Below are 16495 nucleotides of genomic sequence, written 5' to 3'. Positions count from 1 at the left end.
TACGCCGCTGTGAACTTCATCCGCTCTCTCACCTTGCGCCAGTTGCAGATCTTCGTGATAGCGACGCGCTGTCCGAGCTTCGCACGTGCAGCGGAGGAACTGCATCTGACGCAGCCCGCGGTATCCATGCAGATCAGGCAACTGGAAGAGGCGGTCGGCTTGCCGCTCTTCGAACGCGTGGCGCGGCGTCTTTCGCTGACGGAAGCGGGCGAACGCCTCTCGCATCATGCAAGCAGAATTCTCGGTGAGATCAAGGACGCCGAAGACGCGATGATGTCGCTTACGCAAGCCGACAGCGGATCGATTGCGGTGAGTATCGTGAGTTCCGCGACTTACTTCGCGCCCAAGTTGCTCGCGCTGTATTCGCAGCAGTTTCCCAAGGTCGATGTGCGTTTTTCGGTCGGTAATCGCGAGACCTTGTTGAGGCTCCTGCAGGACAACGCGACCGACCTTGCCATCATGGGCCGCCCGCCGCCCGAACTCGGCACGACTGCAGAGCCGCTTGCTTACCATCCGCATGTGATCATCGCGCCGCTTTCGCATCCGCTGAAAACTGCGCGACGCTTCGATCTGCAGGAGCTTGCCAACGATACTTTCCTCCTGCGCGAACCTGGTTCCGGCACACGCGCCGTCGCCGAGCACGTGTTTAGGCAGAACCTCTTCACGCCATCGCGCAGCGTCACGCTCGGCAGCAACGAGACCATCAAGCAGGCCGTGATGGCGGGCATGGGCGTGAGCCTCATTTCGTTGCATACCTTGGGGCTCGAATTGCGCACGGGTGAGATCGCCGTGCTCGACGTGAACGGCACGCCCGTCGAACGTACATGGCAACTCGTGCATTCGCGCTCGAAGCAACTCTCGCCGACGTGCCTTGCGTTTCGGCGCTTTCTTCTCGAACACGCCGAGCCTTTCCTCGAGCGCGAGTACGAACAGTTCGGCCTGCGCCGAACAAAACGTCTCGCCGATGCGGACAAGGTCCGATGAGCGCTGCTTCACGCTTCGCCGCGTTCCTGGTGCTGTGCGCGGCATCGGCACATGCGTTTGCAGAGGCCTCGTTCACGGTGAAGGAACTCGCGCCGGGGAACTACGTGCATCGCGGACACGACGAGCTTGCCACGCCTGCGAACGGCGGCGATATTGCGAACGTCGGCTTCATCGTCGGCGAGCGTTGTGTGGCTGTGGTCGATACCGGCGGCACGCTCGCGGAAGGGCGCGCATTGCGCGCGGCGGTGCGCAGGGTGACGCCCTTGCCCGTCTGCTACGTGATCAATACGCACATGCACCCGGATCATATCTTCGGGAATGCGGCCTTCAAGGACGACTATCCGCAATACGTGGGCAGCGCCAAGCTTGCGCAGGCGGAGGCATCGCGCGCGGAGAACTACCTGCGTGCGCTGAAACGCGAACTGGGCGATGAAGCGACCGGCAGCGAAATCATTGCACCGACGATGACGATAGACGGCACGTCCACGCTCGATCTCGGCGGGCGCACGCTCACGCTGCAAACTTGGAAAACAGCGCACACCAACAACGACATGACGGTATACGATGAGAAGAGCGGCACGCTGTGGCTAGGCGACCTGCTTTTCGTGCATTGCATTCCCGTGGTGGATGGCAGCGTGACCGGTTGGCTTGACAATATCGCCCGCATTAAGCAGATGAATCCGCGGCATGTCGTACCCGGTCATGGCGACCTGGACGCGCCGTATCCGCGCTCGCTCGACGACGAGCAACAGTACCTCGCGAATTTGGCGCGCGATGTGCGTGCGGCCATCAAGCGCGGCGAAACGATTCAGCAGGCCGTGGATACCATCGGTCTCGGCGAGCGCGACAAGTGGCGGCTCTACGATGCCTATCACGCGCGCAACGTCACCGCTGTCTATGCTGAACTGGAGTGGGAGCAGTAGCGGCGCACGCCGCGTTGCAGCAAAGGAGGACACCATGAAGACGATCAGGCTTGGCGCACGCGCAGGCTCAGGGTTTGTCGCGGCGCTCGCATTGCTTGCGCCTTACGCTTCGCATGCGGCGCAACCCGACGACGATCCAGACAAGGTGGCGCGCTGGCTCGACTTCAAGGAAGGCGCGTTCAAAGGGCGGCCGATCGACACGAAAGGCGATGCCGTCATCAAATTCGATGCACCCAAACGCGCCGCCGATGCCGCCGTCGTACCCATTGCGATCAGCGCGCAGTTTCCGCAGACGAGCACGCATTACATCAAGAAGATTTATCTCTTCATCGACGAAAATCCCGAGCCCTACGCCGGTTCTTTCGAGTTCACGCCAGACTCCGGACTTGCCAGCATCGAGACACGGGTGCGGGTAGAGGATTACACGTTCATGCGTGCCATCGCTGAAACGAACGACGGACATCTGTATAGCGCGGTGCGTTTCATCAAGGCATCGGGTGGTTGCTCCGCGCCTGCGGGCAAGGACGAAGACGCGGCCGAACGCGCGGCGGGTCAGGTACGTTTGCAGGCGGAAGGCGCCTCTATTGCGGGCAAGCCCGAACTCGCGCAATTGATGGTGCGCCACCCTAATCGCACCGGCATGGCGATGGATCAGGTCACGCGCAACTATGCGACCGCGTACTTCGTGCGCAAGGTTGCCGTGACTTATGGCGGCAAGCCCGTGATGACCGCCAATGTGAATTTCTCGATCAGCGAGAACCCCAACTTCCGCTTCTATTTTCTGCCGACGGAAAACGGTGAATTGAAGGTCGCTATTGAAGACACGAAGAACAAGCGGTTCGACGGCGAGGTTGCGATCACGACGCAATCGGGCACGCAAACCTCGGCCATGAAATGATGGGGCGCGGCTTGCGTGCGCTCATCGGTGCGTTGTTCCTCGCATTTTGCGCCGTCGTTCATGCGGCGATGAGCGGCATGCCCGCGCCCGTCGCAGTGGCGCCGGGCGTGTATGCGTTTATTGGCGACGGCGATGCTGTCGCGCCGGCGAATCACGGCATGGTCGCGAACAACGGCTTTATCGTGGGACCGAGCGGCGTGACGGTAATCGATACGGGAGCTTCGTACCGCTACGGACGCGCGATGATCGAAGCCATTCGCAAAGTCACGCCGCTACCCGTCACGCTCGTGATCATCACGCATCAAGGACCGGAGTTCGTTTTTGGCGCGGCGGCGTTCCGCGATCAGGGCGTGCCGATTCTCGCGCATTACCGCACGGCTCAGTTGATCCGGGAACGTTGCCCGATCTGTCTCGCGAACCTGCGCAAGACCCTCGGTGAAGACGAGATGGCGGGCTCGCGCGTCACGGTTCCCGACCGAACGGTGGAAGGCACCACGGAAGTCGTGAATGGCGATCGCAAGCTGCAATTGCTGCACTTCGGACCGGCAAGCACGCCAGGCGATCTGGCCGTGCTCGATACGCAAAGCGGCGTGTTGTTCGCGGGTAGTCTGATCTCGAACGGGCGCATCCCCGAACTGCGCAACGAGGATATTCATGGCTGGCTCGCGGCGCTGGAGAATCTGCGCGGACTCGAATCGAAGACTATCGTTCCGGCGTTCGGACCGCCGTTGAGCAACGACGACATCATGCAGACAGGCCTTTATCTGCGCGAACTCGACAGCGCGGTCAGACGCGCATATCGGAGCGGCATGGGACTGACCGAGGCCATGCATACCGTCGACTTGCCCGCCTTTCGCGGCTACAAGCTCTATGGCATAGCGCAGCCGCAGAACGTGCAACGTATCTACCTACAGTTGGAGAAGCAGTAACGCATTGTTGTTCATGACAAACACTCAGGAGACAAGACGATGGCCCAGCTCGTTGCGCTTTACAAGAATCCGTCCGATACGAAGGCATTCGACGACTACTACGCCTCCACGCACGCGCCGCTGGCGAAGACGTTGCCGGGCCTAAAGAGTTACCAGATCAGCACGGGGCCGGTTGCTACCGCGCAAGGCGAGTCGCCGTATTACCTCGTCGCGCTGCTCGAATTCGAATCGCTCGAAGCGATCGAGTCCGCGCTCGGGTCGCCTGAAGGCCAGAAGACCGCCGGCGACTTGGCGAATTTCGCGCAGGCGGGCGTCGAGCTGCTGATGTTCGATACGAAAGACGCCTGACAGCACGGTTGTTTTTCCGCATACGAAAAAGCCGGCGCTTCGCCGGCTTTTTCGTTGGACGACGGCTCAAGCAGGTTTTGTATCCATCGATATATAATTCGTTCTGTGGCGCCCGATATAAAAAGTGACGCAACCATGGAATGGAGCCTGCATCATGGCGCGACCGCGCAATTTCGACGAAGACGATGTGCTGAACACCATAGCCGAAGCGTTCTGGACGCACGGCTATGAGGGTACGTCCACACGTGACCTCGTGCAACTGACGGGTCTCACGCAACCGAGCCTTTACAACGCGTTCGGCGACAAGCGCGCGCTCTTTTTGCGCGCGCTCGATCACTATCTCGAACATACGTTGCGCGAGCGTATCGAGCGTCTCGAAGCCACTTGCACGCCTGCGCACGCCGTTGCAGGCTTCTTTCGCGAGATCGTCGAGCGCTCGGTATCGGATGAACACCGGCGCGGCTGCATGCTGGTCAATGCCGCGCTCGCGGCGCCGTTGGAGGACGAGGCGTTTCACAAACTCATCGCAAAGGAAGTCGAGTTGTTACGCGGCTTCTTCGAGCGCTGTCTTTCCGCCGCGTTCAAAAGCGGCGAGATCGAACGCATGATGTCCGCAACCGATGCCGCCACGAGTCTGCTCGCCGTGCTTCTCGGCGTGCGCGTGCTGGCGCGTATCGATCCTCAGCCGAAGCTGCTCGTGGCGGCTGTCGCTCCCACGCTCATGCTGCTGAAACTTCCGCCAATGCGTGCGAAGTTCGCCACGCGTTAGAACACACGTCACGCCATTCGCTCCGGGAGTCAACATCATGCAGGATCAAGCGTCGGCCTTACGCGCCGGTCAATCGGATTCACTCGACATGCGTTCCATCTACGCCATGCTCGCGGGCTTCTGCGCGAGTCTCGTCGCAATAGGTCTCGCACGCTTCGCTTATACGCCGCTCATTCCACCGCTTATCGAAGCGCATTGGTTCACGTCGTCGCAAGCCGTGACGTTGGGTGCAGCCAATTTCGCGGGCTATCTCGCGGGCGCGTTGTTCGGCAGGTCCATGGCATCGACGCTCGGCAACCGGCTCGCGTTGCGCCTGTTGATGGCCATTGCCACGGCCGCGTTTTTCGCATGCGCGTTTCCGTTGTCGATTGCCTGGTTCTTCGGCTGGCGCTTTCTTTCGGGACTTTCGGGCGGCGCGATCATGGTGCTCGTCGCAACCACGATCCTTCCGCATATCGCGCCCGCACGGCGCGGCTTTGCAAGCGGCATGATCTTCTTCGGGCTGGGCTTCGGCATCGCGGCATCGGGCACGCTCATTCCGCGGCTGCTGCATTACGGCTTGCAGGCGACGTGGATCGGACTCGGCGTGTTCTCGCTCGTGTTGACGGCTGTCGCTTGGTTCGGCTGGCCATCGACGAATCCTCCCGTGCCTGCCGTGACCAAGGAGGCGCATGGCGCGCGTCATGACGGCACGCGTCTGCGCCTGCTTTACGCGCAATACGCGGCGAACGCACTGGGTCTCGTGCCCGCGATGATTCTGCTCGTCGACTATATCGCGCGAGGGATCGGACGCGGCGCCGGCGTCGGTGCGAGCTATTGGGTGCTGTATGGCGTGGCGGCTATCTTCGGGCCGCTCATCTGCGGAAATCTGGGCGACCGGATCGGCTTTGGCCGCGCGTACCGCTACGCGTTGATCGTGCAGGCGGCTGCAGCCGCGCTGCTCGCGATGTCGGGCCATGCCTATGTGATCGGCCTTGCGACCGTGATTCTCGGGCTCTTCACGCCCGGTATCGTGCCGCTTGCACTGGGCCGAGTGCATGAATTGCTGCCGCACGATCACGCGGAGCAGCGCGCCTCATGGAGTCGCGCGACTTCGGCGTTCGCGCTCTTTCAGGCGGTCGGCGGCTATGGCTACTCGTTTCTTTTCTCGCATACGCATAACAACTACGCGCTGATCTTCGCATGCGGCGCGCTGGCATTGACTGCCGCATTCGTCGCCGATCTGTTCGTGAATCGTGACTAACGCGATGGGCCCGTGTCGTCCGATTCCATGTCGGGGTCGGATATGCGCAAGTCCTGGCGTCTGTGATTGATGACGATGAATACGCTCATCAGAATCAGAAAGCTCGCGACTAGCATGGCCGAGTTGAAGAACACGCGCTCGTAACCGAGTTCCGCCACGTTGATGAACCAGTAGGGATAGAAGTCGGATGCACTGCCGCGCCATAACGTAATGAAGAGATAGCAGAGCGGATAGACGAGCCATAAGGCGCAGCGCCGCAATGACAGATGAAAGCGCGGCACGAAGAGCACCCAGTAAAGCGCAGCGAGCGCGGGCACGACCGTATGCAGCGATTCATTGACGAGCGCACGATAACCCGATGGCGTCCATAGCCATCGCAACAACGCGTTATAGGCAATGCCCACGAACACGATATACACGACCACCGCCGTTACCACCGTCGGTTGACGAAAGAAGCGCGCAATGGGCGCGCTCGCGCGTATGGCCACGCAGGTGAAGCATAACGCCGTCAAGAACACCGTGAGGTTGGTGAGATAACTGGTGGTACGCGCAATGCCGTCGATCACGGTAAAGCCGCGTCCGACCATGCGCGCGATGGTGATATCCGTCTGCGCCGCCAGCGCGAGCCACGCAATCATGGCGATGGCCGCCGCCACGCCGAGCGATGCGGTGCTGGGCGTGTGCAGCGGCAGGTCGTGTTCGGGTGCGCGCGACGGCGTGCTCGAGGATTGTGAAGACGAGTCGGTCATGCACCCATTTTATCGACGCGCGTCGGCCCTTGCAGCGTTGCAAAAAGCGCGGCCGCCTGCCGTGTTCGTTGAAAACGGCAGGCGGCTCGTTCGTCGCTCGATTTCAATGATCCGCTAGCTTCCCGGAAATCGAACGCACCGCGAATGCGCCGATCACCATGAACACCGCAACCGCATAAAGTCCGATGCTGTTGTTATGCGTCGTGACATTGAGCCACCCGACCATATACGGCGACACGAAACCCGCGAGATTGCCTACGCAATTGATTCCTGCAATGCCCGCCGCCGCCGAGGTTCCCGCAAGAAACGCAGCCGGAATGCCCCAGAACAGCGACAGCGCCGACAAGATTCCAGCGGCCGCCACACTCAACGCAATGACCGCAAGCACGGGTTGCTGTCCCACGTATCCGCTTGCCGCAAAGCCTATTGCACCGATCACGAGCGCAATGGAGAAGTGCATGCGCCGGGAGCGGAACTTGTCGGCGCTGATGCCCGTGAGAATGATCGCGGGAATCGCGACGATATACGGAATCGCCGAGAGCCAGCCGATCACTTCGACGTTCTTGAGCCCTGTGTCCTTGATGATTGACGGCAGCCAGAAGCTGATGCCATAGAGGCCGATGATCTGGCAGAAGTACACGCCGGCAAGCTTCCAAATGTTGCGGTCGGAAAGGAACGCGCGGGCGTCGTGGTGCGCGGTCTTGTCGCCTTCCTCGCGCTCGACTGCTTGCGTCACGAGACGCTTCTCGTCGTCGGTGAGCCAGCGTGCCTTGCTTGGCTTGTCGACCATCATGAAGAGCACGGCGAAACCCACGATAAACGCTGGAATTGCTTCGATGAGGAAGAGCCATTGCCACGCCGACATCACGGCCGAATGCTTGAACGCGGTCAGTATCCAGCCCGACAACGGACCCCCCACGATGCCGGCAAGCGGAATGGCGATGTAGTACACACCATAGGCGAAGCCGCGTTTTCTCGCCGGGAACCAGTACGTCAGATACAGCATGATGCCCGGTGAGAAACCCGCTTCCGCGATGCCGAGAAAGAAGCGCACGAGATAGAACTGAAACGGCGTCTTGACCACGAGCGTGAGCGCCGAAACGATCGCCCACGTGATCATGATGCGCGCAATCCAGCGCCGCGCGCCCACGCGATGCAGGATGAGATTGCTGGGCACCTCGAAGATAAAGTAGCCGATAAAGAAGATACCGGCACCGAGGCCATACACCGCATCCGAAAAGCCGAGATCGGAAAGCATCTGCAGCTTCGCGAAGCCCACGTTGACGCGGTCCAGATAGTTGCAGAGATAGCAGAGCACGATGAACGGCATGATGCGCCACGTGATCTTGCGGTAGACGTCCGCACTGCCTGCTTGCGTAACGCCGAGAGTTTCGCTGATTTGGCTCATGTCTCCTCCGTCGCCCTTTGCCGGGCGTTTAGAGATGGCGAACGCCCGGACCATGAGATGGACCGGGCGTGCCGCGGATCAAAATGTCTTCATCGATGAACTAGCTCGCGAGCTTTTGCACCGGTAGTTCAAGCTTCATCTCGGCGCGAAAGAATTCTTCCATCTCGCGTCGTACCCGCACGGCTTCCTTGCTTGCGTCGAATGCCACATCGCTCCAGCGCACGGGTTGTCCCGCAGGCACGGCGCGTTGCAGCACCATGTTGTGCGCAAGGCCGATAGGCAACGCACCCAGCAGCAACGAGTCCGCAGCGGGCATCAGCTTGCCGTACACGGTGTGGCCGCCTTCGCCGTCGAGCCGCTCGCCCGCGCGCAGATCGCGCTTCGCGGTGGCGGCGACATCGCCATGAAAGCCAGTTGTCGCGCCGGTTGCTTCGCCACGCACGGCGATGCTCGCGATCGACTGGCCCAGTTCCAGGCCGATCAGGTGATACGGCTTGTACATGGCGGCGAAGCGCCCCGTGCTGTCGGTCTTGAGACCGTACTGCGAGAAGCAGTCGCGCACGTAGTCGGTGGGGGCTTCGATGACGACGTACACGCCCCAGCGCAGATCGCGGAACACGGGCCGCCCATCGCGTTCCAGCGACGACACTACTTCCACGCTACCGCGATGCGGCAGGATCCCGCCTTCCGATGCGGGACGCAGCACGCTTGGCAGATTGTCCACGCCGCACGCGGGGAACGCGAGGCCGTCGGCGGGCGGACGCAGATCGCATCCGTTGGAAACAGCGGCCATCTCGAGTGCGGACTTGGTGCCGTCGAGAAACGAGTTGAACATCTGCGCGTTGAAGTCGCCGGAGCCGACCTGTTCCTCGGTGAAGCCGTAATGGCCCCACACGGTATCGGGCGTCGACTGATGGTAGATTGGCAGATACTTCGTGCCCTTGCCCGCGCAAATCACATCGAAGCCGATGGTGCGTGCCCAGTCCACGAGTTCCGCGATGAGCGCGGGCTGATCGCCCGAAGCCATCGAATAGATGATGCCCGCCTCTTGTGCGCGGCGTGCGAGCAGCGGGCCTGCGAGCACATCGGCTTCCACGTTCACCATGACGATGTGCTTGCGATGCTTGCAGCACAGCAGCGCGTGATGAATGCCCGCGGCGGGGCTGCCCGTTGCATCGATCACGATATCGACATGGTCGCTTGCGATCATGGCATCGGCGTCGTCGGTGATATAGGTCGAGCCGTTGCCGATGGCTTCGTTCCACGATGCCGCCGAATAACGCGCCTCATCCCAGCCCACACGTTTGAGCGCGGCACGCGCGCGCTCGGGCGAGAGATCGGCCACGCCGGTGAGATGAATGCCGGGCGTGCGCGGCGCTTGCGAGAGATACATCGAACCGAATTTGCCCGCACCGATCAGGCCGACCTTGACCGGCTTGCCTTCCTGCGCGCGCGCCTTGAGTTTCGCAATGAGCGACATGCTGTTTGTCTCCATTCAGGCTTTAGTGTCGTGACGATCGAGCCGCATCGTCTGCTCCACGTTCGCAGAGTTGAAGAAAAGATAGCAGCGTGTTTCTTGCAATAGAATGGGCAAATCGGCAATCGCTCTGTGCAGAAATTCTCATGCGTGGTTTCGACTGGGACGACATTCAGGCATTTCTCGCCATTTCGCGCGCGGGCAGGCTCACCGTGGCCGCGCAGCAAATGGGCGTGGATCATTCGACCCTGAGCCGGCGTGTGGCCGCGCTTGAAGCCGCACTCGGTGTGCGACTGTTCGACCGCAGTTCCTTAGGGTTTGTGCTGACCCCCGAAGGCGAACGCGTACTAAGCGATGCGGAAGGCATGGAGAGTCTTGCATTGCACATGCGGCATCGTCTCGAAGATGCGTCCATTGGTCTGACGGGAAGCGTACGCATCGGCACGCCGGAAGGCTTCGGTACTTACTTTCTCGCGCCGCGTATTTCCAAGCTCTCGGCCATGCATCCGCAACTCGAGATCGAATTGATCGCGAATCCGCGCATGTTCAGTCTTTCGAAGCGCGAAGCCGATCTCGCTGTCAGCATGACGCGGCCGGCGCAAGGGCGCGTCTATGCGCACAAGCTCACGGACTATGCGTTGGGCGTCTATGCCGCGCGCGAATATCTCGCGACACATGCGGCAATCGTCACGCGTCGCGATCTGCTCACGCATCCGTGGGTCGGCTATGTCGAGGATCAGATGTGGTCCGCTGAACTGAACTATCTGCCGCAGGTATCGAGCACGCTCACGCCGACCATTCGCATCTCCAACGTGATCAGTCAGACGGCCGCCGTCGCGGGCGGCGTGGGTCTCGGCGTGCTGCCGTGTTTCATGGCGCGCAGGGAACCGAATCTGGTGCGGCTTTTTGCGGGTCAGATTGCGCTGAGTCGCTCTTACTGGCTCGTGACGCTTGCCGAAACGCGCGATGTCGCACGCGTCAAACTGCTTGCGGATTTCATTCGCACCGAGTGCCAAGGCACGTGGTTTCTCGAAGAATAAACGCCCGGCCGCACGCGCCAGGTGATGTATTCATCTAGACGTCTCATCAGCGTCACTTTCTCGTCATGTTGCCTTTCTAGAATTTGCCCAACGTTACAGCGGCAGACGAGGAAAGCCATGGACGCAATTCGTATCGAGCGTCTCACCAAGACGTTTCGCAATGGCCGCAAGGCGCTTGATGCCGTCGATCTGCGCGTGGAAGAGGACGAAATGGTCGCGCTCATCGGTGCGTCGGGCTCGGGCAAATCGACGCTCTTGCGCCATATCGCGGGCTTTATCGCATCGGATGCGGCGCCCTCGCATGTGACGCTGCTCGGCAGGCCGATTCAGCAGAACGGCAAGATCGTGCGTGAAGTGCGCGCCATTCGTCGCGATGTCGCCTTCGTGTTTCAGCAGTTCAATCTGGTGGGACGTCTTTCGGTAATCACCAACGTCCTCATCGGCGCGCTTACGCGTGTGTCGCTATGGCGGCGTCTCTCAAGGCGTTTTCCGCGCGACGAACGCGCGCTGGCGATGGACTCGCTTACCGCGATGGGTATTGGCGAACATGCGCTCGAACGCGCGAGCAACCTGTCGGGCGGACAGCAGCAACGTGCGGCGCTCGCGCGTGCACTCGTGCAGCGTGCGCGCATAGTGCTCGCGGATGAACCAATTGCCTCGCTAGATCCTGAATCTGCGCGGCGCGTGATGGAGCTCATGCAGTCGCTAAATCGCGATCACAAACTCACGGTGATCGTGTCGCTGCATCAGATCGACATAGCGATGAAGTACTGCACGCGCACGGTTGCCTTGCGCGATGGCCGCGTGGTCTACGACGGCGCATCCGCGAAGCTTACGCCCATGCTGTTGCGCGAACTGTACGGCGCGGCCGCCGCCGAATTGCTGGCCGATCACGACGAGCGTGAACATCCCTCCGCGACTTTTGCCTCTGTCGCCACATCCTGAATCGCAATCAAACTACGGACCGCATCTCCATGAAATCAGCCCGTACCTTCCTGGCCGGCGCGGCACTCGCGTCATGCCTCCTGAACTCGGTGGCCTTTGCCGATGCGCTCAGCTTCGGCATCATCTCGACGGATTCTTCGTCGGCGCTCAAGCAACGCTGGCAACCGCTCATCGACGATCTGAACAAACAGACCGGTCTTGATGTGAAGGCGTATTTCGCCACGGACTATGCGGGCATCATCGAAGCAATGCGCTTCAACAAGGTGCAGATCGGCTTCTTCGGCAATGCGTCCGCCATCGAAGCGGTGGACCGCTCCAACGGCGAAGTCTTTGCGAAGGTCAAGTACAAGAGCGGCGAGGCGGGCTACTACTCCGTGCTTATCACGAACGCCAACAGCAAGTGGAAGAGCGTCGATCAGGTGCTGAAGAACAGCCACGATATCAATTTGGGCTTCGGCGATCCGAACTCCACTTCTGGCACGCTAGTGCCTTCGTATTACCTCTTCGCGAAGAACGGGCTTTCGGCGAAGACCTCGTTCAAGAGCGTGTTGCCTTCGAGCCATGAAGCCAACATGCTCGCGGTCGTCAACGACAAGATCGATGTCGCGACCAACAACACCGACATGCTCGACACCATCAAGACGCAGCATCCCGAGCTATATCCGAAGGTGCGTGTGCTGTGGAAGTCGCCGCTCATCGCTTCAGACCCGCTCGTGTGGCGTCGCGATCTGCCGCAGACAACGAAGGACAAGCTGCTGAACTTCTTCGTTCACTACGGCGAAAAGGACCCGCGCGAACAGTCCGTGATGACGGCTATCTCCGGCTATTCGGGCTTCGCGGCATCGTCCAACGCGCAGCTCGTGCCCATTCGTCAGATGGCGCTCTTTCAGAAGAAGGAACAGGTGCAGAACAACGCTCATCTGGATGACGCCGACAAGAAAGCGCAAATCGCATCGCTCGATCAGCAGTTGTCCGCGCTCGATGGCTCGGCGGCGAAGTGATGAAGCCGCTCGATATCTCGACCTTTGCCGCGGGTGTGAGCAAGCCCGAGGAAGCGCCTGTGCAAGCGCCGCGCGGCAAGCGTAGCTGGGTGTCGATGCTCGGCTGGATCGTGCTTATCGCCGTACTCGGCGCGTCGTGGCAAAGCGCGGACATGCGTCCGCTCGATCTGCTCGGCGCATCCGGCAACATGAGTCAGTTCGCGCGCGACTTCTTTCCGCCCGACTTCACGGAATGGCGCACGTACGCGCACGAGATGATCGTGACGCTCGCCGTCGCTGTCTGGGGCACGGCGCTCGCGCTCATTTGCGCGGTGCCTTGCGGCTTGCTGTCGGCGCAGAACATCGCGCCGGTGTGGATCGCGCAACCAGTGCGGCGGCTCATGGACGCGTGCCGCGCGATCAACGAGATGGTCTTCGCGATGCTGTTCATCGTCGCGGTCGGGCTCGGGCCGTTTGCAGGCGTGCTCGCGCTGTGGGTGCATACCACGGGCGTGCTGGCAAAGCTCTTCGCCGAAGCGGTCGAAGCGGTGGATGCGCGTCCCGCCGAGGGCGTGCGCGCCACGGGGGCGAGCAGTCTCGACGAGATCGTGTATGGCGTGTTGCCTCAAGTGCTGCCGCTGTGGATTTCGTTCGCGCTGTATCGATTCGAGTCGAACGTGCGCTCGGCGATGGTCGTCGGCATGGTTGGCGCGGGCGGTATCGGTGTAGTGCTTTACGAAGCTATCCGCTCGTTCAACTATGCGCAGACCGCAGCGGTCATGCTGATCGTCGTGGTGATCGTATCGCTGATCGATCTGGCGTCGGGATGGGTGCGCGAGCGCGTGATCTAGAAGGCGTTATCGAAGCGACTTGAGCGCCTGCTTCATGCGGCGCTTTTGTTGCTTCTTCAAAGTACGCAAGGCTGGCTTCGCGGCGGCGGCATTGGGCAAGGCGTCGCTCTTGTCGAGGAGATCGCGGCTTGCAACGACATCGTTCAATGCGCCCAGATGCTTCTGCAGACGCTTCAGCTGTTTTAGTCCACCGCGTTCTCTTTCGGCAAGCAGGGGCATGAAGAACTCGATCAGGTAGCGCACTTTCTTGCCCGCTTTGCGCACTTCGTGCAGCGCGGCATATTCCGGGCGCTTCACTTGCCGCACGCGCTTGATGCGTTTCTTCAATTGTCTTCGCGCGTTTCGAACTCTGTCCGAAGCGAATCGCTCGATAGCCACGCGCTTTTTTGCAGTGTTGAGTTCGCGGTTGGCTTCCGCCACGGCTTCGCGCAAGACGCCCTTGATATCCGCGTTATTGAGTGTCGCTTTGCTGGTCCTCAATGCTGCATCGCGATGGCCGCGCAATGCCTGCGCGAGATCCGTGTCTTCATGCTCGCTCATCAATTCGATCAGGATGTCCCAATCGCGCGTGCTGCCGGCTGCCTGCGCGAGATAACGCAAGAGGGCGCGCTGCTTGTCGTCGAAGGCATCGTCGAGGATCGGGCGATACGCCCAAAAGAGACTGCGCAGACGCCGTAGCACTATCCTGAGCTTGTGCAGTGTTTCGGCATCATCGCTCTGTTCCAGTTCATGCGCGTGCTGCAGCGCTTCTTCAACGAGCGGTGAGGCATAGGTGCGAAACTGCGATTCGGCGGTGACGCCTGACAACGTGTCTTTCGATCGTCCGGATTTCATAGGTAATCTTTTATCGAAGGAATGTCGTGGGCGTTCGCAAGAAACGTTCCGGCGATTATGAGCCGGTCTCGTCTATGGCGCGGAGAAATTGCGTGCCCGCGTCGGCCAGAAGCCCAGAGTTGTCGATGTTCACCACGCGCGCATGCCTGGGCAGTTCGAGGGAAGGACGGCGCGCAAGACGCGCTTCGATCTGCCGGGCGTCTTCACGTCCGCGCCTTGCTAGCCGCGCGGCCAGCACGGCGGGCGCGGCATCGATATAAACAAAGCATGCATGCGGATAGCGGGCGAGGGCGGCATCCGCGTGTTGACGCGAACCGTTCACGACCACCGGTCTGCCGCGTTCGAGCCATGCATCTACTTCGATGCCAATGCCATAGCACAGGCCGTGACTTTCCCAATGCATCGAGAAAAGTCCATACGAAAGACGCGCCTTGAATTCTTCATGCGTCAACGCAATGTGGTTCTCGCCGTCGCCGACCGCACGCGTGATGTACCGATGCGCGAACATCACGCGTGCGCCGACGCGTTCGCGCGCGAAGCCGAGCAGCGAGTCCTTGCCCGCGCCCGACGGGCCCATGACATAGATGAGTCGTGCGCTATCGAGTGTGTCGTTCTGGCTCATGCCCCTTCCCGTACGTTGTTGAACGGCACCCGCTGCCACAAGGTGAACGGCGCGCCCGGTGCGCTTTCCACGAAAAGCGCCGCGCCACGCACAGGCAGCGCGCCGAGCGTGTCGATCTTGCGTGTCCATGCCGATACGACCGAACCGCGCGCGTGGGTGTCATCGAGCGAATCGCAGAGGGTCATGTGGAAGCGGTATTCATCGAAGACATAGGGATAGCCCCATTCACGTACGAGTGCGGTTTGCCGCTCGCTCATGCCATCGACAATGCGCCGCTCGATGTCCCCTGCCGATGGCATTGCGCGCACAGCTGCGAGCGCTTGCAGCGCGCTTGCGGCCATTGCGCGCAAGCGTTCGTCGTCGCTTTCCTCCGATGCGCGCAACGCCACGAAGCGGCCCATTTCCGCTACGCGCACCGGCATCTCAAAGCGCGTGACCGACGACGCCCAGGCTCGCGCGGCCGCAAGCACATCGGCGGGTTGCACGCCGCTCGCGCAATGGAACGGCGGCACGATGGTCGCATGCCAACCATAGCGGCGCGGCGCGCGTGTGATGTCGTGCGCTGCCGTTTCCATCGAGAGGCCGCTTTCCGCGTCGCGCCCGAGCCATTCGCAACCAGCACGCCACCATGCGGATGCGGCGGGCGGCGCGTAATACAGTGCGATGCGCGCTTCGTCACTCCATGCAGCGCTCATAGATCGTGCTCGACCATCAACTGCACGCGGTCTGCCGCGAAGTGAGTCACGCCGTACTTGACGGGCACGCCGCGTTCATCGACATCCACATTCTCGACCCACAGCACCGGCTGCTGCCGGTTGATCTGCAAGCGCCGCGCGACATCCGACGAAGGCAACACGCTGCCGATACGGCTCCACTTGCGCATATAGTCCTTGACGCCGAACTCCGCGAGCGCCGCAGTGATGCCGCCTGTCGCTTCGATTACCGTGAGGAGCTCGGGAAAACGCGCGGCGGGATACCAGTTGCGTGCGTAGGTCAGCGGCACGGCGTCGGAGTCGTGACGCGTTTCGAGCTGATAGACGAGCGTGCCCGCACGCAGAGTGAGCGCCTTCGCGACGGTAGGGTCGGCCTTCACGCGTTCGGAAGAGAGCACGACGCCCGTGGACGTCTGCTTCTGACGGCGAATGTTTTCCGTGAAGCGCGTGCGCCTGCCGATTTGATAGTCGATCGCTCCAGGCTGCACGAACGTGCCGCGTCCCTGTTCGACGCTCACGAGACCCGTTGCGGCAAGACGCAGCATGGCGCGGCGCACGGTATGACGATTCACGTCGAAGCGCCGCGCCAGTTCCGCTTCGCTCGGCAGGCGGCCTTCCTCGCCGAAGCTCTTCGAGGCGATCTCCGCCGAGAGTATCTGCTCGATCTGCCGCCAGACCGCGACCCCCGCGCCGCGTTCGACGGCGTGTCCCGGCGCCGCGTTTTCGTTCGATGTCATGTAGGTGTCATTCCCGTCGGTTTGAATATCGCTGTTGGGCATTGT

At 61.2% G+C, this 16495-nt stretch carries 18 protein-coding genes; 11 read left to right on the top strand and 7 right to left on the bottom strand.

Features of this window, described 5'->3' with window-relative positions:
• Nucleotides 1–9: 9 nt before the first annotated feature.
• The 7 genes from LDZ28_RS19820 to LDZ28_RS19790 all read left to right on the top strand — a co-directional run bounded on the left by LDZ28_RS19820 (nt 10) and on the right by LDZ28_RS19790 (nt 6094).
• Entirely contained in the window at nt 10–984 is a 975-nt protein-coding gene (locus tag LDZ28_RS19820) for a LysR family transcriptional regulator (RefSeq protein WP_244828797.1), read from the top strand.
• Complete coding sequence (locus tag LDZ28_RS19815) at nt 981–1907, top strand: quinoprotein relay system zinc metallohydrolase 2 (RefSeq protein ID WP_244828796.1); 927 nt, start codon at nt 981–983, stop codon at nt 1905–1907. Before LDZ28_RS19820 ends, LDZ28_RS19815 begins: the two co-directional genes overlap by 4 nt.
• 34 nt (nt 1908–1941) lie before the next feature.
• Nucleotides 1942–2805 carry a quinoprotein dehydrogenase-associated SoxYZ-like carrier gene (locus LDZ28_RS19810; RefSeq protein WP_244828795.1) on the top strand — a complete coding sequence of 288 codons (864 nt, stop codon included), beginning with the start codon at nt 1942–1944 and terminating at the stop codon, nt 2803–2805.
• 11 nt (nt 2806–2816) lie between these two features.
• Nucleotides 2817–3734 (top strand): MBL fold metallo-hydrolase, encoded by a 918-nt coding sequence (locus tag LDZ28_RS19805; protein ID WP_244828794.1) that lies wholly within the window; start codon nt 2817–2819, stop codon nt 3732–3734.
• Nucleotides 3735–3773: 39 nt separating this feature from the next.
• Nucleotides 3774–4082, top strand: a complete 309-nt coding sequence (locus LDZ28_RS19800; RefSeq protein WP_244828793.1) for an EthD family reductase — start codon at nt 3774–3776, stop codon at nt 4080–4082.
• Nucleotides 4083–4236: 154 nt separating this feature from the next.
• A complete protein-coding gene (locus LDZ28_RS19795; protein ID WP_244828792.1) occupies nt 4237–4851 on the top strand; it encodes a TetR/AcrR family transcriptional regulator in 615 nt (204 codons plus the stop codon).
• A gap of 37 nt (nt 4852–4888) precedes the next feature.
• The gene (locus tag LDZ28_RS19790) at nt 4889–6094 is read left to right on the top strand and encodes a YbfB/YjiJ family MFS transporter (RefSeq protein ID WP_244828791.1); all 1206 of its coding nucleotides are present in this window, start codon (nt 4889–4891) and stop codon (nt 6092–6094) included.
• Here the strand turns inward: LDZ28_RS19790 and LDZ28_RS19785 are convergent.
• The 3 genes from LDZ28_RS19785 to LDZ28_RS19775 all read right to left on the bottom strand — a co-directional run bounded on the left by LDZ28_RS19785 (nt 6091) and on the right by LDZ28_RS19775 (nt 9731).
• Nucleotides 6091–6843 carry a Pr6Pr family membrane protein gene (locus tag LDZ28_RS19785; RefSeq protein ID WP_244828790.1) on the bottom strand — a complete coding sequence of 251 codons (753 nt, stop codon included), beginning with the start codon at nt 6841–6843 and terminating at the stop codon, nt 6091–6093. The two genes, LDZ28_RS19790 and LDZ28_RS19785, sit on opposite strands and share 4 nt — an antisense overlap.
• Nucleotides 6844–6946: 103 nt before the next feature.
• The gene (locus tag LDZ28_RS19780; protein WP_244828789.1) at nt 6947–8251 is read right to left on the bottom strand and encodes an MFS transporter; all 1305 of its coding nucleotides are present in this window, start codon (nt 8249–8251) and stop codon (nt 6947–6949) included.
• A gap of 100 nt (nt 8252–8351) precedes the next feature.
• On the bottom strand, nt 8352–9731 hold the full coding sequence (locus tag LDZ28_RS19775; protein ID WP_244828788.1) for an NAD(P)H-dependent oxidoreductase: 1380 nt from the start codon (nt 9729–9731) through the stop codon (nt 8352–8354).
• 143 nt (nt 9732–9874) lie between these two features.
• Between LDZ28_RS19775 and LDZ28_RS19770 the strand changes: the two genes are divergently transcribed.
• From LDZ28_RS19770 to phnE, 4 genes are all read left to right on the top strand, one after another.
• On the top strand, nt 9875–10768 hold the full coding sequence (locus tag LDZ28_RS19770) for a LysR family transcriptional regulator (RefSeq protein WP_244828787.1): 894 nt from the start codon (nt 9875–9877) through the stop codon (nt 10766–10768).
• A 117-nt stretch (nt 10769–10885) separates the two neighbouring features.
• A complete protein-coding gene (gene phnC / locus LDZ28_RS19765) occupies nt 10886–11713 on the top strand; it encodes a phosphonate ABC transporter ATP-binding protein (RefSeq protein ID WP_244828786.1) in 828 nt (275 codons plus the stop codon).
• A gap of 29 nt (nt 11714–11742) precedes the next feature.
• Nucleotides 11743–12714: a phosphonate ABC transporter substrate-binding protein gene (gene phnD, locus LDZ28_RS19760; protein ID WP_244828785.1), complete on the top strand. Its 972-nt coding sequence runs from the start codon at nt 11743–11745 to the stop codon at nt 12712–12714.
• Nucleotides 12715–12809: 95 nt separating this feature from the next.
• The gene (gene phnE, locus LDZ28_RS19755; RefSeq protein WP_370652221.1) at nt 12810–13544 is read left to right on the top strand and encodes a phosphonate ABC transporter, permease protein PhnE; all 735 of its coding nucleotides are present in this window, start codon (nt 12810–12812) and stop codon (nt 13542–13544) included.
• A gap of 6 nt (nt 13545–13550) precedes the next feature.
• Here phnE and LDZ28_RS19750 read toward each other — a convergent pair whose 3' ends face one another.
• From LDZ28_RS19750 to phnF, 4 genes are read right to left on the bottom strand one after another with little or no spacing between them, the layout of a single operon-like run.
• Nucleotides 13551–14378: a CHAD domain-containing protein gene (locus LDZ28_RS19750; protein ID WP_244828783.1), complete on the bottom strand. Its 828-nt coding sequence runs from the start codon at nt 14376–14378 to the stop codon at nt 13551–13553.
• Nucleotides 14379–14433: 55 nt separating this feature from the next.
• Nucleotides 14434–15000, bottom strand: a complete 567-nt coding sequence (gene phnN, locus LDZ28_RS19745) for a phosphonate metabolism protein/1,5-bisphosphokinase (PRPP-forming) PhnN (protein WP_244828782.1) — start codon at nt 14998–15000, stop codon at nt 14434–14436.
• Entirely contained in the window at nt 14997–15695 is a 699-nt protein-coding gene (locus LDZ28_RS19740; protein ID WP_244828781.1) for a DUF1045 domain-containing protein, read from the bottom strand. The genes phnN and LDZ28_RS19740 overlap by 4 nt, the downstream gene beginning before the upstream one ends.
• Entirely contained in the window at nt 15692–16450 is a 759-nt protein-coding gene (phnF, locus tag LDZ28_RS19735) for a phosphonate metabolism transcriptional regulator PhnF (RefSeq protein ID WP_244828780.1), read from the bottom strand. Before phnF ends, LDZ28_RS19740 begins: the two co-directional genes overlap by 4 nt.
• Nucleotides 16451–16495: the final 45 nt, after the last annotated feature.

This window comes from Caballeronia sp. TF1N1 (assembly GCF_022878925.1).
In the GTDB taxonomy this organism is placed as follows: Bacteria; Pseudomonadota; Gammaproteobacteria; order Burkholderiales; family Burkholderiaceae; genus Caballeronia.
The sequence above is the reverse complement of the archived record's forward strand: the minus strand, read 5'-3'. Positions and strand labels throughout refer to the sequence as shown.